This window comes from Nocardia wallacei, assembly GCF_029869545.1.
Classification (GTDB): domain Bacteria; phylum Actinomycetota; class Actinomycetes; order Mycobacteriales; family Mycobacteriaceae; genus Nocardia; species Nocardia wallacei_A.
Map to the genome: position 1 here is coordinate 24,921 of NZ_JARWQD010000275.1, position 21,297 is coordinate 46,217.

Here is a 21,297-nt window from a genome sequence, read left to right on the forward strand (position 1 = left end):
GCGGCGCACGCGGCCCCTCATCACACCGCGTGGCCGCCCCCGATCCGGGCCCGCCTCGCTACACGCCGATGCTGCCGCCCTGGGACTTCCACACGGCGACCACGGCCGGGCGCGGCTGCGAGCCGCCGCCGTCCGGCCAGTGCGAGGCGGGCTTGTCCGCCGAGGCCCCGTCGACCTCGCCCGGATGCTGCACACACACCAGCACCCGCTGCTCGGTGACGACCGGGCCACACGTCTCCGCGCCCTTCGGCACGGTCAGGAACTGCTTCGTCTCACCGCGGCGCTCCCCCTCGAGCACCACCGAGAACAGCCCGTCGTTGGACTTCAGCGCATTGCCGTCGGTGGAGATCCACAGGTTCCCGTACGGGTCGAAGGCCAGGTTGTCCGGGCAGGAGATCGGGCTGACCTTCGTCTTGTCGAAGCCGCCGAAGTAGGTGTCGGCGGCCTTGGGATCGCCGCAGACCAGCAGCAGCGACCACGTGAACGCCGTGCCCTTGTGATCGTCGACGATCTCGAGCACCTGCCCGTTCTTGTTCTGGTTGCGCGGATTCGCCTCGTCCGCACCGGCTTTGCCCTCGGTGCCGCGATTGCTGTTGTTGGTCAGCGCGACATAGACCTTGCCGGTCTTCGGATTCGGTTCGAAGTCCTCCGGACGGTCCATCTTGGTGGCGCCCACCTTGTCCCCCGCCACGCGCGTGAAGACCGCGACCTCCTCGGCGGTCATCCCCTCGACCAGGGACGTGCCCTTGCCGTCGGCACCGGTCTGCAGGATCGGAATCCACTGGCCCTTGCCGGTGAAGCCCTGATCGGACGGGGCCTTGCCGCTGCCGTCGATCTTTTCCGGATGATCGCCGGTCAGTTTCGCGACGTATAGCGTGCCCTCGTCGAGGATCGTCATGTTCTGCTTGCGGGCCGCCGCGGTGTTGCCCTGCTGAATCTTCTTGGCGGACACGAACTTGTACATGTACTCGAAGCGCTCGTCGTCGCCCGAGTACGCCACGACCGTCCCGTCCCCGGTGACGTAGATGTTGGCGGATTCGTGCTTGAACCGGCCCAGCGCGCTGTGCTTGATCGGCGCCGAGGCCGGATCCCACGGGTCCACCTCGACGATGTAGCCGAAGCGGTGCGATTCGTTCGGCTCCTGCGTGACATCGAAGCGCTTGTCGAAACGCTCCCAGTGCCTTGGCATTTCGCCCTGGCCCGCGCCGGGGTGGCCGAGTCCGTAGCGCTTGCCCCGGTCCTGGGTGACCGGATCGGCCAGCACACCGGCGAAGTACTGATTGAAGTTCTCCTCGCCGGAAAGCACTGTGCCCCAGGGCGTCAGGCCGCCCGAGCAGTTGTTCAGCGTGCCGAGCACCTTGGTGCCCGACGGATCGGCGGAGGTCTTGGTCAGGGCGCTGCCCGCCGCGGGCCCGGTGAGGGTGAACTCGGTGGTGCCGGTAATGCGGCGGTTGTAGCGGCCCATGACGGGCGTCAGCCTGCCCGTCCCGGATTCGCCCTTGACCTCTACGACCGAAAGGCCGTGGGCGGCAAGGCAGATCTCGAACTGCTCGCGGGCCGGGGCATCCGGGTTGTAGCCGGTGAACATGTGCGGCTCGGTGGTGTACTCGTGGTTCACCACCAGCAGGTAGGCGTCCTGCTGGCCCTCGATCGGCAGCAGGCCCGCGAAGTCGTTGTTGTATCCGAACTGCTTGGCCTGCGCGGCGGCGGACTGCTTGGCGAAGTCGAAGGCCGGGGCATCCGGCAGCACCGGGTCGCCCCAGCGGATGACCACCGACTGCTCGTAGCCACCGGGAACGACGACGGCGTCCTCGGTATTGGGCGCCACCGCGGTGAAATCGGTGCCGGTGCCCGGGCTCGCGGAGGTATTCGTGGTCGGCTCGTCGTCACCGCAGGCGGCCAGCACACCGCCCGCACCCGTCGCGAGCACCACGGCGGCGCCGCCCTTCAGCAGCCCGCGCCGCGAGATCGACGCGACGATATCGCCGAAGTACTCACCGGCAGAAGTGTTGGGCACCTCGTGGAAGCACGCGTTTCCACATTTGTAAGCGCAGGTCGTCGAGGAGCGCGACGAGCGACCGTCGTGCGTCACGAACAGAGATAGGGGCTTCAGATTCACAATCGCTCCTCGCATGGGCTGGCGTGCGCACCGTAAACGCATCGTGCGATCCGGAGGAGACGAAAAAGTGAACATCCGACCAATTAGGCGACCCTCAGTTACAGGATCTGTGACAGGAACTGCCGCAGCCGCGGGGTCTGCGCGGCGTCGAAAATCCGGTCCGGAGCACCGGACTCGACGACCTTCCCCTCGTCCATGAACACGACCCTGTCGGACACCGACCGGGCGAAGCCCATCTCGTGCGTGACGACGATCATGGTCATGCCGCCGGAGGCCAGGTCGGCCATCAGTGCCAGCACCCCCTTGACCAGTTCCGGGTCCAGTGCGGAGGTGGCCTCGTCGAACAGCATCAGCTCCGGTTTCATCGCCAGCGCCCGCGCGATCGCGACGCGCTGCTGCTGACCACCGGACAGATTGCCGGGCCGCGCGTCGGCGCGGTGCGCCAGGCCCACGGTCTCCAACTGTTCGAGCGCCACCGCCCGGGCCTGCTCCTTGGACAGCCCGCGCAGCTTGCGCGGCCCCAGCGCCACGTTGTCGGCGACGGTCCGGTGCGGGAACAGGTTGAAGTGCTGGAACACCATGCCGATGCGCTGGCGCAGCTTGTCCGGATCCTCCGTCAGCACCGAGACACCGTCGATCAGCACATCGCCGGAGTCGGGCTCGTGCAGCCGGTTCAGCACCCGCAGCAAGGTGGATTTACCGGAACCCGACGGGCCGATGACGGTCGTGGTCTTGCCCGCGTCGACGTGGATGTCGACACCGCGCAGCACGTGGTTGCTCCCGAGCGTCAGGTGCAGATCGGTGCCGGTGAGCGACTTCGAGTCGATCACGCCCGGCTTCGGATTGTCGCTCACGCGCCGCGTCCTTCCGTGATGACGGCCTGTTCGACGGGGTCGATCGGCTCCTCGGTGCGCCCGGTCCGCAACCGGCGGTCGATGTAGTTCACCAGGTGCGTGAGCGGGATGGTCAGCACCAGGTAGACCAGACCGGCGGCGACCAGCGGGGACAGGTTCCCGGTCTGCGCGTTGAGATCGCGCCCCACCGCGAACAGCTCGCGCTGGGAGGCGAGCAGACCCAGGAAGTAGATCAGCGAGGAGTCCTTGATCAGCGCGATGAACTGGTTCATCAGCGCCGGCAGCACCCGCCGCACGCCCTGCGGGATCACCACCAGCGTCATCGCCTGGCGATATCCGAACCCGATGGCGCGCGCGGCCTCGAGCTGCCCGGCCTCCACCGATTGGATGCCGGAGCGGAAGATCTCGCCGATATAGGCGGCGGCCAGCAGCGCCAGCGCGACCGCGCCCAGCCAGTACGGATTGTTCCCGGTGACGTTCTTCACCACCGGGCCGATGCCCAGGCCGATCAACAGGATGATCACCACCGCGGGCAGGCCGCGGAAGATATCGGTGTAAACCCTTGCGGGCCACCGCAACCAGCGGGTCCGCGAGATCCCCGCGACCGCCAGCACCATGCCGAGCAGCGTCCCCAGCACGCCCGAAACCAGCGCCAGGATCAGGGTATTCGGCAGACCGGTCTTGATGAGATCCGGAAATGCCTTGCGGTACAACGACCAATCGAAGAATGTGTCGCGCAGCTGCTCCAGCGTGGACTTCGGGGCGGACTGCTGATCGCCGCCGGCCTGCTGATTCTCGGCGGCGATCTTGTCGAAGTCCGGCAGCTGCGGCAGCGGCGCCGCCTTGGAACCCGGCTTCCACCCCGGCGGGAACGGCCTCGGCTCCCATTCGGCATAGAGCTTGGCGTAGGTGCCGTCCGCGATGACCGCGTCGAGCCCCGCATTGAGGGCATCGGTCAGCGGCTGGTTGTCCTTGCGCACCGCCCAGGCCGTGAAATTGTCCAGGCTGAAGGTGTTCTGGACGATCGAGGTCGAATCGCCGGGCTTGACGGCCCCGGTGGCCTGGGCCGACGGCGCCACCCACGCATCGATCTGGCCGGACTTCAGATTCGCGTAGGCGGTGTTGTAGTCCGGGAACTTCACCGCATCCAGATGCAGGGTGTTGGCGACGTACTCGTCCTGCACGGTGCCCTGCACCACGCCGATCCGGACACCCGGGCCGAGATCCGAAAAACCTTCGATGGCACTGCCGTTCGGCACCACCAGCGAGAAGTAGCCGAAGTCGTAGCCGTTGGTGAAGCCGACCAGCTGCCGGCGCGCATCGGTGGTCGTGATGCTCGACGAGCCCACGTCGAACCGCCCGTTCGCCACCTGCGCCAGCAACCCCGCGAATTCGGTGCCCGAGAACTCCACCTGCAGGCCGAGTTTCGCGCCGATCGCCTTCAGCAGTTCGTTGTCGAAGCCGGTGAACGCGCCCTGGGAGTTCACGCAGATGCTCGGCGGGGCGTCGGACAGCGTCCCGATGCTCAGCTTGCCGGGGGCGAGCAGGCCGAGTTTGCTGGTGTCGATCCGATCCAGCGGGACCGTGCTCGGGGTGGTGAACCGGTCGGCCCCCGCCTCGGCGCCGGACGCCAGGTTGGTCGGGGCGGCCGAGGCGGATTCGACACCCGGCGGCGCACACAATCCGCTGCTAGCCGAGGAGTTGCTGCTATCCGAACCGCAGGCGGCGAGGAACAGCACACCCAGGGCCGACACCACCGCTATCAGCGCACGGGATCGTGATACGGGCAAACGGACCATAGGCGCAAACATTAGCCGGAAACGTTACCGATCAGTCCACCACGCCCCAGTGCAGGACCCGCGAGGTGAACAGCACCAGGCCCAGCGAGACCGTCGCCACCACGACCAGTCCGACCACGGCCACCGCCAGCGGCCGCCAGCCGGTGCGGCCGAGTTCGCGGAAGTCGGTGTTGAGGCCGACCCCGGCGAAGGTCAGCAGGAACGCCCACTTGGAGATGTTGCCCAGGTTGGTCAGCTGGGACTTGTCGATCCAGTGCACCGTCGCCAGCGCCGATACCGCCAGGAAGCCGAGCACGAACTTGGGGAACTTCGCCCACACGAAGGCCGCCTTGGCGCGCAGGCCGGGCGCGAGCGCATCGGCCTCGCCGCGCGCGGCCCAGTACAGCGCGAAGCCGAGCACCACGAATCCGATCAGCGCATTGCGGGTCGACTTCACCAGCACCGCCAGCTTTCCGGCGGCATCGGAATAGGCGTAGCCGGTGGCGGTGGTCTCGGCGGTGTTGTCCACGGCCAGCCCCGCCCACAGGCCGAATTCATGGTCGGTCAGGCCGAGGCCGTGCCCGATCGCGGGCAAGGTGAACAGCGCGACCGCGCCCAGCGCGAGGATGGCGGCGATCGCGTAGCTCACGTCGGAGTTGCGGGCGCGGATCGCACCGCGCGCGGCCACGATCGCCGAGACCCCGCAGATCGAGGTGCCCACCGCCAGCAGCGAGCCGAGCTTGCCGGACAGGCCGAGCAGCCGGGCGACGGTGAGGATTATCGCGCCCGCCACGGTCATATCGACGAGGATCAGCACGAAGCTGGTGCCGCCCAGTTTCGCGACATCGCCGAGCACGAACCGGGAACCGAGCGTGACGATGCCGACCTTGAGCCAGAATTCGTAGGTGCCGATTCCGGGCCTGAAAATTCGGGGCACGCCAACGGTATTGGCGATGATCAGCCCGAAAATGATGGCCCACAGCACATATTCGATATCCGGGAAGCGCCAGCCCCGGTCGTGGGTCAGGTCGTTCACCCAGACCTGGGTGTACTTGCCGAGCAGGCCGACCGCGATCAGCAGCGCGATGCCCGGCAGGTAGGCCAGCGGTCCGCGGAGCACACCGGATTCGGCTGCCGGAGTGGTGGTTTCGGTGGTCATCGGATCACCACGGAATCCTCGGCAGCGCCCCGGCGACCGCGAGCAGCACGAACACGCCCGCGACGAGCACCGCCCACCAGTCGACGCCGATGCGCTCCCACACCGATCGCTGCGGGCCCGGTTCACTCATCGCTGACTCCCTCATCGCTGCCGATCACCGCACCGCCTCCGGTGATCAGCAGCAATGATGAGGGGAGTCGCAGCGATAGGGAAGTGATCGAATCAGTCGGATTCGAGAAAGATTCGTCAGGCGATGCCCGAGACCGACTCCGGGTTGAACTCGTCGCGCCAGCGGATCGCCTCGACGACCTCGTTCAGCTTGTAGTCGGGGCCGCCGGTGCCCACGGTGAAGGTGGTGGCTCCCGCCGCCACCAGCGCGGGCGCCTTGTCCGCGCCGGGCCAGTCCACCGAGCGCTCGATTTTCGCCGGATCGGTGCCGACATCGGCGCAGTGCTCGGCGAGAATCTTCGACTTGCGTTCCAGCACTTCCAGATCCGCGAAGGTGTGCCAGATGTCGCCGTACTCGGCCACCAGCCGCAGCGTCTTCTTCTCGCCGCCGCCACCGATGAGGATCGGGATATCGCGCACCGGTTGCGGATTGAGCTTCTTCAGGCGCGCGTCGATGCGGGCCATGTACTCCTTCAGCAGCGCCAAACGCGTTCCGGCGGTGCCGAATTCGTAGCCGTACTCGTCGTAGTCCTTCTCGAACCACCCGGCGCCGATGCCCAGGATCAGGCGGCCGCCGGAGATGTGGTCGACGGTGCGGGCCATATCGGCGAGCAGATCGGGGTTGCGGTAGCCGCCGCCGGTGACCAGCGCGCCCAGCTCCACCCGCTCGGTCTGCTCGGCGATCGCGCCGAGCATCGTCCAGCATTCGAAATGCGCGCCGTCGGGGTCGCCGTACAGCGGATAGAAATGGTCCCAGTTGAACACGATGTCCACGCCCGCGTCCTCGGCGCGAAGCACGGCATCGCGGATCAGTCCGTAGTCGGGGGCGTGCTGCGGCTGCAACTGAACTCCGATGCGAACCGGTCGGGTCATGGCTCCTCCTCGTCAACGGTCGGCCGTTCCCGAGGCTACTCGCCGCCGGGCCGCATCCGGAACGAAGCATTGCCCCGCCCGCCGGACCCGCGCCCAGTAGGATTCCGCCTGCGGCCCGCCGCACCCACCCCTCTACTCGGATCGTCCGGCACGTTCCTGCCGGTGAAGGGATTGATTCACCATGGCCACGGTCACCTTCGACCGCGCGACCCGGCTGTACCCGGGCGCCACCAAACCCGCCGTCGACCAGCTGAATCTGGAGATCGCCGACGGCGAATTCCTGGTTCTCGTCGGCCCGTCCGGCTGCGGCAAGTCCACCTCGCTGCGCATGCTCGCCGGGCTCGAGGACGTCGACGGCGGCCGCATCCTCATCGGCGACAAGGACGTCACCGGCGCCGAGCCCAAGGAACGCGATATCGCGATGGTGTTCCAGAACTACGCGCTGTACCCGCACATGACCGTGGCGGAGAACATGGGCTTCGCGCTGAAGATGGCGAAGGTGGCCAAGGCGGAGAAGGAGCAGCGCGTGCGGGAGGCCGCCAAGCTGCTCGATCTCGAGCAGTTCCTGGATCGCAAGCCCAAGCAGCTGTCCGGCGGGCAGCGGCAGCGCGTGGCGATGGGGCGGGCGATCGTGCGGCAGCCGCAGGTGTTCCTGATGGACGAGCCGCTGTCGAACCTGGATGCCAAGCTGCGCGTGCAGACCCGCACCCAGATCGCCCAGCTGCAGCGCCGGCTGGGCACCACCACGGTCTACGTCACCCACGACCAGGTGGAGGCGATGACCATGGGCGATCGCGTGGCGGTGCTGAAAGACGGTGTGCTGCAACAGTGTGCGACCCCGCGCGATCTGTACCGCGATCCGGCGAACCTGTTCGTCGCGGGCTTCATGGGTTCGCCCGCGATGAACCTGTTCACGCTGCCGGTGCGCAACGAGGGCGTCGTGCTGGGCGGCCACACCCTGCCGCTGCCGCGCACGGTCGCCGACGCCATCGACGGCACCGTCGTGGTCGGCATCCGGCCCGAGCACTTCGATATCGCCGATACCGGTGCGGGCATCGCCATGGAGGTGGATGTGGTGGAGGAGCTCGGCTCCGACGCCTACATCTACGGCCGCACCGTGGGCGAGAACGGATCCTCGGGGACCGGGGAGACCATCGTCGCCCGCGCCGACTGGCGCAACCCCCCGGCCAAGGGTGAAAAGCTCTCCCTCACATCGACATCCGAGCACATCTACTTCTTCGCCCCGGCCGACGGCCGCCGCCTCAACTGATCAGGGCCGCGGGCGGCGCCAGTTCTTGTTGAGCCGGATGCGGAGGTTCTCCAGGGGGACCTCGTTGCCCGCGGCACTGCGGACCTCGACGCGCACCGGCTCGCCGGTGGAGTCCTCGACCCGCTCCAGGGGAGCCTCGCTGCCCTGGAGGTACTTGTCGCCCCACTGCCACAGGGCGAAGATCACCGGGAGCAGGTCGCGGCCCTTCTCGGTGAGCACGTATTCGTGCCGGGTGCGCTTGCCCTCCTCCCGATAGGGCTCCTTGCGCAGCAGACCGGCCTCGGTCAGCTTGCGCAGCGCGGCCGCCGCGGCGGCGTCGGTGATGCCCACCCGCGCGGCGAATCCGTCGAAACGCGTGGTGCCGTAGATGGTTTCGCGCAGGATCAGCAGCGCGGACCGGGTTCCGACGACATCGAGCGCCTTGACGATCGAACAGTGGTCGGGCTTCCACGACGTCAGATCCCGCAACGGTCCTTCCAGCACAGCCGACATGACGCCGATCATAGCAATTCTGGCTTGTGACAACTATTGCCAGCTCGTATGCTGGCTATAGAAGATCTAAGTTAGATCGCCGCAAGGTAGCGGCGCCCGGAAGGAACCGCCATGAGAGACGCAGTGATCGTCGAGGCCGTGCGCACCCCGATCGGCAAGGGCAAACCGTCCGGAGCCCTGCATCCCGTGCATCCGGTGGACCTGCTGGCACACAGCCTGCGCGAGGTGGTCCGCCGCAGCGGCATCGATCCGGAGCTGATCGACGACGTGATCGGCGGCGTGGTCACCCAGGTGGGCGAGCAGGCCGCCAATGTGACCCGCCGCGCCGCCCTGGCCGCCGGATACCCCGAATCGGTGCCCGCGACCACGGTCGACCGGCAGTGCGGCAGCAGCCAGCAGGCCATCCACTTCGCGGCACAGGGCGTGATCGCGGGCGCGTACGACGTCGTCGTCGCGACCGGACTGGAGTCCATGAGCCGAATTCCGATGGGCGCCAACGTGGTCGGCGCCACCGACCTGGATGGTGTCGCCTTCCGCGAGCGCTACCCGGAAGATCTGGTCCCGCAGGGGATCAGCGCCGAGCTGATCGCGGCGCGCTGGGGAATCGACCGCACCGCCATGGACGAGTTCGCCCTCGGCAGCCACGAAAAGGCCGCGCGGGCAACGAAGAACGGCTCGTTCGAGGCGCAGCTCGCCCCGGTCGGCGGCCTCACCGCCGACGAGGGCATTCGCGTCGGCAGCACCCTCGACACCCTGGCCGGACTACGCCCCGCCTACTACAGCGAGGAATACGCGGCTCGATTCCCCGAGATCGGCTGGAATGTCACCGCCGCCAACGCGAGTCAGATCAACGACGGCAGCGCCGCGGTGCTGATCATGACGAGTGAGAAGGCCCGCCGGCTCGGCCTCACCCCGCTCGCCCGGCTGCACAGCTTCGCCGTCGCGGGCGACGATCCGCTGCTCATGCTGACCGCGGTGATCCCGGCGACGCGGAAGGTGTTGCAGCGGGCCGGTTTACGGCTGTCAGATATCGATCTGATCGAGATCAACGAGGCATTCGCCTCCGTGGTGCTGGCGTGGCAGCGCGAGACCGGTGCGGATCTGTCGCGGGTCAATGTGCACGGCGGGCGATCGCGCTGGGGCATCCGCTGGGGGCCTCCGGTGCGCGGCTGGCCACCACCCTGGTACATGCCATGGCCGAGCGCGGCGCCCGCTACGGGCTGCAAACCATGTGCGAGGCAGGCGGTCTGGCCAACGCCACCATCTACGAGCGGCTGTAGGCAGCGACCGCTCGGCCCGGTGGGTCAATACGAAACGGCAACGAGCGCAACGACGAACCCGGCCAACCACGCCTCGGCGATCAAGGGCGCGGCCAGCAACGCATACGGCCACGACGACCGGCGATCCAGCACCGCCTCGACGGTCCGGTAACCGGAAAATACGAGCGCCGCGGCGATTCCGACCCACGCCACGAGGTAGGCGAGTGGCAGGTACCGCGCCGATCCACGCGTGCGCTGCTCGGCCATCAGGTCGTAGGGCAGGCCGTAACGCGCTACCGCCCAACCCACTGCGCACATGGTGGCGTAGACGAACAGGGTCGGACCGAAGTCCCGGCCACGCAGCGGGGGCTTCGATTCCGACCAAGGCTCCATACTCCATGGAACCACCCGCATTCCTCGCGGAACGGATCGAGGTAGGCATGCCGCCAGCCTGGCCTGTCCCGCCCACATCCGGATCCGCAGTACTACTCACCCGACCCGCGATCATTAGGCTGGCGGCGTGAGTGATCTGCTGGATCCGGAATCCGCCCTGGTCTACGCGATACCGCTGCGTACGCGTTTCCGCGGCATCACCGTCCGCGAGGGAATGCTGCTCGAGGGCCCGCTCGGCTGGGGCGAGTTCTGCCCGTTTCCCGAATACGACGACCGTGAGGCCGCCGGGTGGCTGGCCACCGCCGTCGAGCAGATCACCGTCGGATGGCCGGAGCCGGTGCGCGACCGCATACCGGTCAATTGCACCGTGCCCGCGGTCGGCCCCGAGCGCGCCTACGAGATCGTGTCCGGATCCGGTTGCCGCACAGCGAAAGTGAAGGTGGCCGACCATCCGGAATCGCTGCCGGAGGATCTGGAGCGGGTGGCCGCGGTGCGCGATGCGCTCGGCCCCGGCGGCGCGATCCGCGTGGACGCCAACGCGCTGTGGGACGTCGATACCGCGGTGGCGAACATCAAGCGGATCGACAGTGCCGCAGGCGGTTTGGAGTACGTCGAGCAACCCTGCCGCACGGTCGAGGAGCTGGCCGCCGTCCGGCGCCGGGTCGACGTCCGCATCGCCGCCGACGAATCCATCCGCCGCGCCGAGGATCCGCTGCGCGTGGCGGTGGCCGGCGCCGCCGACGTGGCCGTCCTCAAGTGCACCCCGCTCGGCGGCGTCCGCCGGGCCCTGCGGGTCGCCGAGGCCGCGGGCCTGCCCTGCGTGGTCTCCTCCGCCCTGGAAACGAGCATCGGCCTGTCCGCCCAGCTAGCCCTCGCGGGCGCCCTGCCCGACCTCGACTTCGCCTGCGGCCTGGGCACCCTGCGCCTGTTCGAGGGCGACGTGATCACCGATTCCCTGATCCCCGTGGACGGACATCTCCCCGTCCCGCGCACCCCACCACCCCCGAATCCCGCACTGCTACACCGTTTCCGCCACCCGGACCCGGACCGAACCCGCTGGTGGCGAGACCGCCTCGAGCGCGTACGCACACTGCTCGACTGATTCGGAATCCTCGCGGTTCAGGCGACGCGCTCGTGGCGCAGCATCACGACCTGGTTGTCGAAGGTGCGGGATTCGACCAGGCGCAGGGCGGCGCGCAGCTTCGTGTCGGTGAAGACCGGCTTGCCGCCGCCGAGCAGGACCGGGTGGACGAAGATGCGGTACTCATCGATGAGGCCCAGGCGGGTGAGGCTGGCGGCCATGTCCGAACCGCCGAAGATGATGAACGTCTTGTCCTCGTCGTTCTTGATCGCGGCGAGTTCCTCGGGGCTGTGCACCACCCGGGTGTTCCAGTCGGCGGACCGCAGCGTCCGCGACAGCACGACCTTCGGCTTGGCCCGCCACATCGGCGCGAACTCCAGGTCGTGCGGGTGGTCGGAGATTTCCTCGGCCTTGGGCCAGTACGACGACATCATGTCCCACACGACGCGTCCGTACAGGAAGGCGTCCGCCTCGTCCCCGGCCACCCGGCTGTATTCGCTCAGCTCCGGATCCATGACCGGCCAGTCGAACTCACCGTTCGGGCCCTCGATGTACCCATCCAACGACTGAGCGACGAAGTGGATGATCTTGCCCATTGCGCTACTCCCTGCTGTGTTCTGGCTGTCTGTACCGCGGACCCTCCGCGGTATCCGATCTTGTAGACGGGTCGACAGCGCCGAACTCATCGGCGCGCCTGTGATGCAGTATCACGGTCGGCACCAGGACGCTTGTGGGCGGCATACGGCCCATCCCGTTCCGTCGGCGTTGGGCACCTCCGTCCAGGTCGCGGTGCTCGGCTCGGTGCCGAGGGCGCGCTGCGGCGTCTCGGGGGCGGTGCGGCGCTGCTGGCGGTATTCGCGGCGGTTGTCCCGGATCTCGGCCTGCCGCAACGGATTCGATTCGGTGTGGTGGTAGCCGCGCGGATCGATGTGGCGCCAGCCCGTGGTGTCCCGGTTGGTGGCGGCGCCGCGGTCGGAGGAATGGTTCGCGCGGCCCCCGGGGTCCGCACCGGCGGCACCGGCGGTGAGTACCACCCCCGCCACCGTCGCCCCCGTGACCAGAACCAGCGCGGCGGTCCGCGACGCCCACCGCCCGGCAGAGGTCGGCGACCGGAGAATCTCGCTGCCCGCCGCGCCCGCGGCCGCTCGATCCGATGCGTAGCGATGCCCGCCGGCGTCTCGCCGGGACGAAGGGGAGGTTCGCCGCTGTGGAAGTACACGTCGCATTTCGGCTCCTTTGCCTGTCTGCTGTCGTGCGCTCTGGTCACCTATCCGACAGAGCCCATCTACGTAGGTGAATAGTACGTAACAAAATAGTACGTACTTGGGCCGTAGATGGCCGGTAGATGTGGCCGAGGCCATAGCCTCGAGGAGAGGTCAGCCGAAGCGCACGCCGCAGCCGGACATGGTGCTGCGCAGCAACAGCGCGGCTTCCGGCCCGATCACGCCGTCGACGAGTTCCACATAGCGGGAACAGAATTCGGGTCCGTGCGGCGCCAGCTCGGCGCCCTCCGGCTCGAGATGGTGGGCGATCTCGTGCAAGATCACCAATTCCCGCAGCGCCCAAGCGCTTCCGCTGCGATGCAGCGGGACGGCGAGCACGGCGCGCTCGGATTCGTAATGGGCCGCAGTGGTTCCGGTACGGGCGCGGACGGTCAGCGGCGTGGCCGCGCGAACCCACCGCGCCCGCACCCAGTTCAGGGCCAGCACACGATCGGCATAGGTCTGCACCGACTCCACCGAGGCGAACCGCCGCTCGACCGGCAGCGTGATCTGCGACCCGTGCAGCTCGACGGTCCGCACCCCGTGCTCATCGGCCCGCTCGAACATCCGCCGCACCAACCCCTCGGCGTCGTACACCCGCCCCCGCTGCCCATCCCGCACGCTCACGCGTCGGGGGAGGCGAGTCGGCCTCGGGGGGCGCCCAATTCGGGGGCGTTGCCGAGGCGTGCGGCTCGGCCCGCGCGGTCGCCCGCACGGCGCGCGGCGGCGGAATACCCGGCCGACTCCTGCGGGCCGCGCCAGGTGCCGCGGGCCTCCGAGGTCCGGGTGTAGAAGTCGTGGAGTTCGAGTTCCTTGTCGCGCAGGGCGAGTGCGGTGCCGGTGGCGGCCGGTTCGGCCCGCACCTCCGCCTCCACGTCGGCCTTCACCTCGGCCAGGCGCTTGCCGACCCGGGCGGCGAACGCCATCTGGAAATTCAGCCGGGCCGTCACCGCTGCGACAGGGGCCTGAACGCGCCGCTGCACCTTTCGGCCGAAGCGCTTCTCGACGACGATCTTCTCCACCACGGCCGACTTGTACCGGCCGGATTTGATGTAGTGATCCGAGGCCCGCACCATCTGCACCAGCAGGCTCGTATAGAGCGCCTCGCAGGTGGCGATGTCGGTGTCGAAGCCGAAGGCGTACACCTGCGTCGACGACCGCGCCACATCGCAGCGCACATCGTTGGCGGCCGCGATCGCCACGAACAGCTGGACATAGGTGCGCAACCCGCGCTTACCGGCCTCGCCGATCGGAATGACCTTCTGCGTCGGCGTCTTCCGGCGCTCACGCCCGGCGACATGGGCGCGCGCGACCGTGAGATCGATCGACGAACGGGTCGCCAGGCGCTGGGCGGCAGCGAGAAATGCCTCGGCCTCGTGCTCGTTGTCGGTCGACTCGGCCTGGCGCAGCAGCCCGCCGATGCGGGTGAGCAGTTTGTCCTGAGTCAGCTGGGTCGACATCGCGGCCCAGGATACGAGAACCGACCGACACATTCCGCGCCGAACAATGTATCTTGCCTTGTGCAACCGGCTGAGTGTGCTGGCGCTCACGAGTACGCGTCGCTGGCGCTCGGCGTCCTCATGCGTCGGAGCGCGCTGCGTCGATCGTTGACTCGCGAGCTCGCTCACGTCTCGACCCTGGAGTATCGATGGCTTTGAACAAGGTGTCGTCACGACGCTCGTCCCTGGTGTCTCGCGCCGCGTTGGCCGCACTGTCGGCGGCGCTGCTGACGGCGGGATTCACCAGTGCGTGTTCGAGCGGCGACGGAAACGACGCCACCTCCCAGAACCTGAGCGGGCGCGGCCCGATCACCTATGTGGAGGGTAAGGACACCACCGAATCCGGTGCGGTCAAGCAGCTCGTCGAGCGCTGGAACGCCGCCCATCCGGACGAGAAGGTGACCTTCAAGGAGCAGTCCAACGACGCCTCCCAGCAATACGACGACCTGGCCCAGCACATGCGGGCCAAGCAGTCCGACTACGACGTGATGGCGCTGGACGTCCCCTGGACCGCCGAGTTCGCGGCCAAGGGCTGGATCCAGCCGCTGAAGGATTCCTTCGCCGTCGACACCTCCACCCTGCTGTCGCCGACCGTCGCCAGCGCCACCTACAAGGGCACCCTGTACGCGGCGCCGCGCAACACCAACGGCGGCCTGCTGTACTACCGCAAGGACCTGGTGCCCAACCCGCCGCGCACGTGGTCGGAACTGCTGGCGCAGTGCGGCGCCGCCCGCGACCCCCAGATCGGCTGCTACGCCGGGCAATTCGCGCCCTACGAGGGTCTGACCGTGAACACCGCCGAGGTGATCAACGGCTTCGGCGGCACCTTCGTCGGCCCCGACGGCAAGACGCCGACCGTCAACAGCCCGCAGTCGCGCGCCGGTCTGCAGGTGCTCGTCGACGCGTACAAGAACGGGGACATCCCGAAGGAGGCCATCACCTTCAAGGAGCCCGAGAGCCAGAACGCCTTCGCCCAGGGCAAACTGATGTTCCTGCGCACCTGGCCGAACTTCTACGGCGTGGCCAACGCCGACTCCTCGGTGGTGAAGGGCAATTTCGGCGTCGCCCCGCTGCCCGGCAAGGACGGCATCGGCGCCTCCACCCTCGGTGGTTACAACGCCGCCATCAGCGCCTTCTCCAAGAACAAGGCCACCGCGCTGGACTTCCTGCGGTTCATGATCAGCGAGGACGCGCAGCGCATCGTCGCCGAGGGGGCCTTCCCTCCGGTGCGGCAGTCGATGTACGACGACCCGGCGCTGATCGCGAAGTTCCCGTACCTGCCCGCGCTGAAGGATTCGATCGCCAGCGCGGTACCGCGCCCGGTCACCCCCTACTACCCTGCCGTGTCGAAAGCCATCCAGGACAACGCTTATGCTGCGCTGACCGGAACGAAATCCGTCGATGACGCGATTACCGGCATGCAGAAGGGCATCCAAGCCGCCGGCTCCTGAGCGGCGGTGCACACACACCGAGTCAGTCCCGTAGGAGAGAAGAACGTGTCAGATCCTTCGGGAGCGACCGACCTCGCGCCGCCCGCCGCACCGGCGGATCCGCCCCCGGTCCGGGCGGCCCGGTCCCGCAGCCTCCTGCAGGGTCCGGCCCGCGCCTGGTTGTTCGTCGCGCCCGTGCTGGTGGCGCTGGCCGTCATCATCGGCTATCCGGTGGTGCGGGCGCTGTGGATGTCGTTCCAGAAGGACTCCGGCCTCAACGAGGCCACCGGCATGTTCGAAGAGGGCGGCTTCGCGGGGTTCGACAACTACACGCACTGGCTGCTGCAGCAGTGCACCATCCCGGGCGGCGGCCTGGAGGCCTGCCCGACCGGCAACCTGGGCTCGCAGTTCTGGGTCGCCGTCGGCATCACGCTGCTGTTCACGGTCGTGACCGTCACGCTCGAGGCCACCATCGGGCTCGGCATGGCCATGGTGATGGGCAAAACGTTCCGCGGGCGCGCACTGCTGCGGGCGGCCGTGCTGATCCCGTGGGCGATCCCCACCGCCGTCACCGCGCGGCTGTGGGAGTTCATGTTCCAGTACGACGGCGTGGTGAACCGGGTGCTGGGCACCCACATCCTGTGGCAGACCGACCCGATGTGGTCGCGGTTCGCAGTGATCATCGCCGACGTCTGGAAGACCACGCCCTTCATGGCGCTGCTGATTCTGGCCGGGCTGCAGGTGATTCCGGCCGACGTGTACGAGGCGGCCCGCGTCGACGGGGCCTCGGCCTGGCAGCGGTTCGTCCACATCACGCTGCCGCTGCTGAAGCCGGCGCTGCTGGTGGCGGTGCTGTTCCGGACGATGGACGCGCTGCGCCTGTACGACCTGCCCGCGATCATGACGCAGGGCAACCCAGCGACCCGGACCATCTCCATCCTGGTGGTCGACCAGGTGCGCCAGGGCCAGAACAGTGCCGCGGCGCTGTCGGTGATCACCTTCCTACTGATATTCGCGGTCGCCTTCGTGCTGGTGAAGGTGCTGGGCGCCAACGCCGTCGCGACCCAGGAAGAGCAGCGGAGGGCGCACTGATGACCACGACCCTGACCGAGCCCACCACCGCCCCCGTGACCGCCCGCGTGCCGTGGCAGAAGCGATTCGGCTCGGCGCGGATCTATATCGGCGCGCTGATCGTGCTGGTGTGGGGCCTGGGGCCGTTCTACTGGATGGTGGTCACCGCCTTCCGCGACCCGGCCTACACCTTCGACAACACGCCCTGGCCGACCCACCTCACGCTGGAGAACTTCCACAACGCCTTCGACACCACGCGCGGCAACGACTTCGGCCGGGCGGTGACCAACAGCGTCATCATCGGGCTGTTCACCGCGGTGATCGCGCTGCTGATCGGCATGTTCGCCGCCTACGCGCTGGCGCGCCTCACCTTCAAGGGCAAGACGCTGGTGGCCGGGCTGGTGCTGAGCGCGTCGATGTTCCCGGTGGTGGTGCTGGTGACGCCGCTGTTCCAGCTGTTCACCAATATCGGCTGGATCGGGCAGTACCAGGCGATGATCATCCCGAACATCTCGTTCGTGCTGCCGCTGACCGTCTACATCCTGGCCTCGTTCTTCGCGGATCTGCCGTGGGAGCTGGAGGAGGCCGCGCGCATCGACGGCGCCAGCCGCTTCCAGGCGTTCCGCCTGGTCATGCTGCCGCTGGCCGCGCCCGCGGTCTTCACCACCGCCATCCTGGCGTTCATCGCCGCGGTCAACGAGTACCTGCTGGCCCGGCTGCTGTCCGCCGATGCCACCGAACCGGTGACGGTGGCGATCGCCCGCTTCTCCGGCAACGACCCGTTGGTGCAGCCGTACGCGGCCATCATGGCCGCGGGCACCATCGTCACGGTCCCGCTGGTCATCATGGTGCTGATCTTCCAGCGCCGCATCATCTCGGGCCTGACCGCGGGCGGCGTCAAGAGTTAGGTTCGTCGCCGCAAGTCTCCCGAGCGCGTCGAACGACCCAGTAATGTGGGGTTTCGATCCTTGTTCTGGTGGTAGTTCGATCTTTGTTCGTGCAGGTGTTCGTGCAGTTCGACATCTCGGGAGATGATCGTGGGCTCGATCCGCAAGCGGCGGCACGGCAGTGACAGCACGGCGCCGTATCCGTCGGTCGCCGGATGGAACGAGCCTGCCGGGGTCACCGCGCGGCGCCAGCGCGCACAGCACGGGGGACGGCCGCATCGGCGGGGGCGGCCGCCGAATCGCGCCGCGCCCCGGTCTCGCCCGCCGCGCACCCGGGCGCAGCGCGTGCGGCGGCTGCTGCTGGCGCTGTTCCTGATCTTCATCGTGCTGCCGTCGCTGCTGGTCACGCTGGCGTACTGGAGCGCCGAGATTCCCGATCCGGCGGCGGTGCAGAGCAACCAGATCGCGACCATCACCGCCTCCGACGGTTCCACGGTGCTGTCGAAAGTGGTTCCGCCGGAAGGTAACCGGACGCCGGTGCCGCTGTCGGACGTACCGGTGCGGGTGCGCGATGCGATGCTGTCGGCCGAGGACCGCAACTTCTACACCAATCCCGGCTACTCGACCTCGGCGTTCCTGCGCGCGGCCCGCGACAACATGCTGGGCCACGACGACGCCGGCGGCGGCTCCACCATCACCCAGCAGTACGTCAAGAACGCCTTCCTCAGCTCCGAGCGCACCCTGTCGCGCAAGATGCGCGAGCTGATCATCTCCGCGAAGATGGCGCGGCAGTGGAGCAAGGACGACATCCTCGCCGCCTACTTCAACACCATCTACTACGGCCGCGGCGCGTACGGGATCGCCGCGGCGGCGAAGGCCTACTTCGACAAGCCCGTCCCGCAGCTGACCCTGGCCGAGGGTGCGGTGCTGGCCTCGGTGGTGCGCACGCCGTCGATCCTGGATCCGGAAACCCATCTGGAGCAACTGAAGACGCGCTGGAACTACGTCCTCGACGGCATGGTCGAGATGGGGGTGCTGCCGCGGGCGGAGCGCGCCGCGGTGCAGTTCCCGGTGATCGCGCCGATCACGGTGGCGGCCGACGACTCCGCGCGCGGCGCGTCGGGCCTCATCCGCACGCAGGTGCTGCGCGAACTCCGCGCGTCCGGGGTGAGCGAACAGGACATCAACACCGGGGCCCTGCAGGTCGTGACGACCATCGACGCCCGCGCGCAGCAGGCCGCGCTGGACGCCGTGCACGGCCGCCTGGGCCCGCAGCCGCCCGAATTGCGCGGCGCGGTGGTGTCGATCGACCCGCGCTCGGGTGCGGTGCGGGCCTACTACGGCGGCGAGGACGGCGCGGGATTCGATTTCGCGCAGGCGCCCCTGCAGACCGGGTCCGCGTTCAAGACCTTCGCCGTGGTCGCCGCATTGCAGCAGGGCATCCCGCTGTCGTACGCGCTCGACAGCTCGCCGCTGACGGTGAACGGTCAGAAGGTCACCAACGTCGAGGGCGAATCCTGCGGAACCTGTTCCGTCGCAGAGGCTTTCAAGCGCTCCCTGAATACCAGCTTCTACCGGCTCACCAACACCGTCGGCCCGAAGGCCGTCGCCGACGCCGCCCACATGGCCGGAATCCCCGAGCAGATTCCCGGGGTCCCCGGCAAGACGCTGACCGAGGACGGCGGCCTGCCGACGCCGTCCATCGTCCTGGGCGTGTATTCGGTGCGGCCGATCGATATGGCCTCCGCCTACGCCACCATCGCCGCGTCGGGGGTGTATCACCAGCCGTACTTCGTGCAGCGCGTAGTCACCGGCGACGGCCGGGTGCTGCTGGACCGCGGCGCCCCGGACGGCGGACAGCAGCGCATCGCGCCGCACGTCGCCGAGGGAACCATGCAGGCGATGCTGCCGATCGCCGATTACTCCAACGGGCACGGCCTGGCGGGCCGCCCGTCGGCCGCCAAGACCGGCACCACCCAGCTCGGCGACACCGGCGAGAACAAGGACGCCTGGATGATCGGCTTCACCCCGTCGCTGTCGACGGCGGTGTGGATCGGCACCGAGCAGTCCCAGCCGATCCACACCACGCGGGGCGCACCGATCTACGGGTCCGGCCTGCCCGCCGACATCTGGAAGCAGACCATGGACGGCGCCCTGGCCGACACTCCGGTCGAGCAGTTCCCGGCGCCCGCCCCGGCCGCCCCGATGGGACCGATGTTCGGCGAGCAGCCGTCGGCACCGGCGCAGGGACCGTTCGATGTGCTTGCCCCGCCGCCGAATTCGCCGCCGGAGCAGGTGATCGTCATACCTCCGGCGCCGCCGGAGCCACCGAAGCAGGTGGAGATCTTCCCGGGGCTGAGCATTCCGGTGCCGGGCTGAACAACAAGGGCCGCGCACTCGGTTGTGACAAAACGAATCCTCGATGTGCGGCCGTCACTCTGCCGCCCCGATAGGGTGGAGCAGGGCGACGAGACGGGTGGCAGGATGCGGGAGGATGTGCGCATTCCACACAGCACGAGACTTAGGGGCGACACCGGTGGATTTCAATGTCGTTGACCGCCACGAGACGCTGGTGGCGGGGACGGTGCTACGGAGCCCGGCGCTCGCGGTCGAGGGACCGCGCCGGTTGAAGGTGGAGGAGGCATGGAAGCGCAATCTCGCGCGCAAACTCCCCGGGCCCCCGGCGACGGCGTACGTGGACCACGCACCGGAGATCGGGTCGTACCTGACCCACATCGTCGGATATCGCTGCGCAAGCCTGGACGATCTGGAGCCCGGTGACGTGCTGGCCCGGGTCCCCGGCGGCCGGTTCGCGCGGTTCATCCGCAGCGGCGACAATCTCGGCGACACCATCGTGTCGGTCTGGCGCGCGGTGTGGGATCTGGAGGCGGCCGGCGCCCTGGTCCGCGCCTATACCGGCGATTTCGAGCACTACCCGGATTCGAAGACGGTCGAGGTGTTCGTCGCCCTGACCGACGACGCCACCCTCGGCGAGGGCAACAGGTAGGGGGCACAACCGTGGACTTCGAGATTGTCACGCTGGACGAGAGCATGGTCGCGGGCCTGACGGTCCCGCTCGCCGGGCGCGAGGTGACCGCCCGCGACCTGGACCTGGTGAACTTCACCTGGGATCGGTATCTGTCCCGGGAGAAGAACGTGCCCCGGGTGGCGGCCTACATCGGGCAGAACGACCACGCCGTCGCGGTGCTCGGCTACGCGCTCGACTCGCTGGACCAGTTGGATGTCGGCGACGTGACGACCCGGATCCCGGCCGGGCGCTACGCCCGCTTCGTCGTCTCCGACAAGCCCTACGACCTGCTGCGCACCGCCTGGGCGAAGGTCTCCAAGGCCGAGGCCGCGGGCACCATCACCCGCTCCCATCGCGCGGAGGTCGAGCGCTACACGGGCCCGACCTCCGTCGAGGTCTACGTCTCCCTGGACTGATTCCGGCCAAAAGCATGCCGGAAAGGAAGGCCCCGCCGGGGGTGTGGGGGCGGGGGGGGCCAAGGGGGGGGGGGTTTTTTTGGGGCCCCCGGAGAACCCCCGCCGGGGGGCCCGCGGCGGGGGGGGGCCGCCGGTCGCTGTAGCACACCAGCACACTGTGGCGGTCAGTGCTCGCCTCTTGATGCCAGTCGATCTGCGGCGGACAATTCCCGGTAGCCGCAAGCTCGCCCGACACCGAGAGGGACCTCCACCATGGGC

20 protein-coding genes and 1 pseudogene are annotated in these 21,297 nt (G+C 68.4%); 9 read left to right on the top strand and 12 right to left on the bottom strand.

Annotated features, from left to right (window positions below):
- Positions 1-58: 58 nt before the first annotated feature.
- The 6 genes from QH290_RS23815 to QH290_RS23840 form a co-directional block, all read right to left on the bottom strand.
- Positions 59-2,119 (bottom strand): PhoX family protein, encoded by a 2,061-nt coding sequence (locus QH290_RS23815; protein WP_280264305.1) that lies wholly within the window; start codon positions 2,117-2,119, stop codon positions 59-61.
- 98 nt (positions 2,120-2,217) lie between these two features.
- Positions 2,218-2,949 (bottom strand): amino acid ABC transporter ATP-binding protein, encoded by a 732-nt coding sequence (locus QH290_RS23820; protein ID WP_280264349.1) that lies wholly within the window; start codon positions 2,947-2,949, stop codon positions 2,218-2,220.
- 20 nt (positions 2,950-2,969) lie between these two features.
- A complete protein-coding gene (locus QH290_RS23825; RefSeq protein ID WP_280385194.1) occupies positions 2,970-4,772 on the bottom strand; it encodes an ABC transporter substrate-binding protein/permease in 1,803 nt (600 codons plus the stop codon).
- Between the two features lie 31 nt (positions 4,773-4,803).
- On the bottom strand, positions 4,804-5,910 hold the full coding sequence (locus QH290_RS23830) for a YeiH family protein (RefSeq protein WP_342213756.1): 1,107 nt from the start codon (positions 5,908-5,910) through the stop codon (positions 4,804-4,806).
- Between the two features lie 4 nt (positions 5,911-5,914).
- Positions 5,915-6,040 (bottom strand): hypothetical protein, encoded by a 126-nt coding sequence (locus QH290_RS23835; RefSeq protein ID WP_280264308.1) that lies wholly within the window; start codon positions 6,038-6,040, stop codon positions 5,915-5,917.
- A gap of 116 nt (positions 6,041-6,156) precedes the next feature.
- Positions 6,157-6,951 (bottom strand): LLM class F420-dependent oxidoreductase, encoded by a 795-nt coding sequence (locus QH290_RS23840; protein ID WP_280264310.1) that lies wholly within the window; start codon positions 6,949-6,951, stop codon positions 6,157-6,159.
- 181 nt (positions 6,952-7,132) lie between these two features.
- Here QH290_RS23840 and QH290_RS23845 point away from each other — a divergent pair, with 181 nt between their 5' ends.
- Positions 7,133-8,221, top strand: a complete 1,089-nt coding sequence (locus tag QH290_RS23845) for an ABC transporter ATP-binding protein (protein WP_280385196.1) — start codon at positions 7,133-7,135, stop codon at positions 8,219-8,221.
- On the opposite strand, the gene QH290_RS23850 is transcribed toward QH290_RS23845, so the two are convergent.
- Positions 8,222-8,713, bottom strand: coding sequence for a winged helix-turn-helix transcriptional regulator (locus tag QH290_RS23850; RefSeq protein WP_280264314.1), 492 nt, complete (start codon positions 8,711-8,713; stop codon positions 8,222-8,224).
- 111 nt (positions 8,714-8,824) lie between these two features.
- On the opposite strand from QH290_RS23850, the pseudogene QH290_RS23855 reads away from it, so the two are divergent.
- Positions 8,825-9,993 (top strand): annotated as a pseudogene (locus QH290_RS23855) (thiolase family protein).
- A 24-nt stretch (positions 9,994-10,017) separates the two neighbouring features.
- On the opposite strand, the gene QH290_RS23860 reads toward QH290_RS23855, so the two are convergent.
- Positions 10,018-10,281 (bottom strand): hypothetical protein, encoded by a 264-nt coding sequence (locus QH290_RS23860; protein WP_280385198.1) that lies wholly within the window; start codon positions 10,279-10,281, stop codon positions 10,018-10,020.
- Positions 10,282-10,492: 211 nt separating this feature from the next.
- On the opposite strand from QH290_RS23860, the gene QH290_RS23865 reads away from it, so the two are divergent.
- Entirely contained in the window at positions 10,493-11,467 is a 975-nt protein-coding gene (locus QH290_RS23865) for an o-succinylbenzoate synthase (protein WP_280264320.1), read from the top strand.
- Positions 11,468-11,484: 17 nt separating this feature from the next.
- Here the strand turns inward: QH290_RS23865 and QH290_RS23870 are convergent, their stop codons facing one another.
- The 4 genes from QH290_RS23870 to QH290_RS23885 all read right to left on the bottom strand — a co-directional run bounded on the left by QH290_RS23870 (position 11,485) and on the right by QH290_RS23885 (position 14,156).
- Entirely contained in the window at positions 11,485-12,042 is a 558-nt protein-coding gene (locus tag QH290_RS23870; RefSeq protein ID WP_280264322.1) for a dihydrofolate reductase family protein, read from the bottom strand.
- A 111-nt stretch (positions 12,043-12,153) separates the two neighbouring features.
- Positions 12,154-12,489: a hypothetical protein gene (locus tag QH290_RS23875; protein WP_280264324.1), complete on the bottom strand. Its 336-nt coding sequence runs from the start codon at positions 12,487-12,489 to the stop codon at positions 12,154-12,156.
- 333 nt (positions 12,490-12,822) lie between these two features.
- Entirely contained in the window at positions 12,823-13,335 is a 513-nt protein-coding gene (locus tag QH290_RS23880) for a TIGR04338 family metallohydrolase (protein ID WP_280264326.1), read from the bottom strand.
- Complete coding sequence (locus QH290_RS23885) at positions 13,332-14,156, bottom strand: DUF2786 domain-containing protein (RefSeq protein ID WP_280385203.1); 825 nt, start codon at positions 14,154-14,156, stop codon at positions 13,332-13,334. The genes QH290_RS23880 and QH290_RS23885 overlap by 4 nt, the downstream gene beginning before the upstream one ends.
- Positions 14,157-14,356: 200 nt before the next feature.
- Between QH290_RS23885 and QH290_RS23890 the strand changes: the two genes are divergently transcribed.
- The 6 genes from QH290_RS23890 to QH290_RS23915 all read left to right on the top strand — a co-directional run bounded on the left by QH290_RS23890 (position 14,357) and on the right by QH290_RS23915 (position 21,039).
- Positions 14,357-15,658, top strand: coding sequence for an ABC transporter substrate-binding protein (locus tag QH290_RS23890; RefSeq protein WP_280385200.1), 1,302 nt, complete (start codon positions 14,357-14,359; stop codon positions 15,656-15,658).
- A 45-nt stretch (positions 15,659-15,703) separates the two neighbouring features.
- The gene (locus QH290_RS23895) at positions 15,704-16,729 is read left to right on the top strand and encodes a carbohydrate ABC transporter permease (RefSeq protein ID WP_280264331.1); all 1,026 of its coding nucleotides are present in this window, start codon (positions 15,704-15,706) and stop codon (positions 16,727-16,729) included.
- A complete protein-coding gene (locus QH290_RS23900; RefSeq protein WP_280264333.1) occupies positions 16,729-17,616 on the top strand; it encodes a carbohydrate ABC transporter permease in 888 nt (295 codons plus the stop codon). Before QH290_RS23895 ends, QH290_RS23900 begins: the two co-directional genes overlap by 1 nt.
- Positions 17,617-17,739: 123 nt before the next feature.
- Positions 17,740-19,974, top strand: coding sequence for a transglycosylase domain-containing protein (locus QH290_RS23905; protein WP_280264335.1), 2,235 nt, complete (start codon positions 17,740-17,742; stop codon positions 19,972-19,974).
- 157 nt (positions 19,975-20,131) lie between these two features.
- Positions 20,132-20,602 carry a GyrI-like domain-containing protein gene (locus QH290_RS23910; protein ID WP_280264337.1) on the top strand — a complete coding sequence of 157 codons (471 nt, stop codon included), beginning with the start codon at positions 20,132-20,134 and terminating at the stop codon, positions 20,600-20,602.
- An 11-nt stretch (positions 20,603-20,613) separates the two neighbouring features.
- A complete protein-coding gene (locus QH290_RS23915) occupies positions 20,614-21,039 on the top strand; it encodes a GyrI-like domain-containing protein (protein ID WP_280264339.1) in 426 nt (141 codons plus the stop codon).
- Positions 21,040-21,297: the final 258 nt, after the last annotated feature.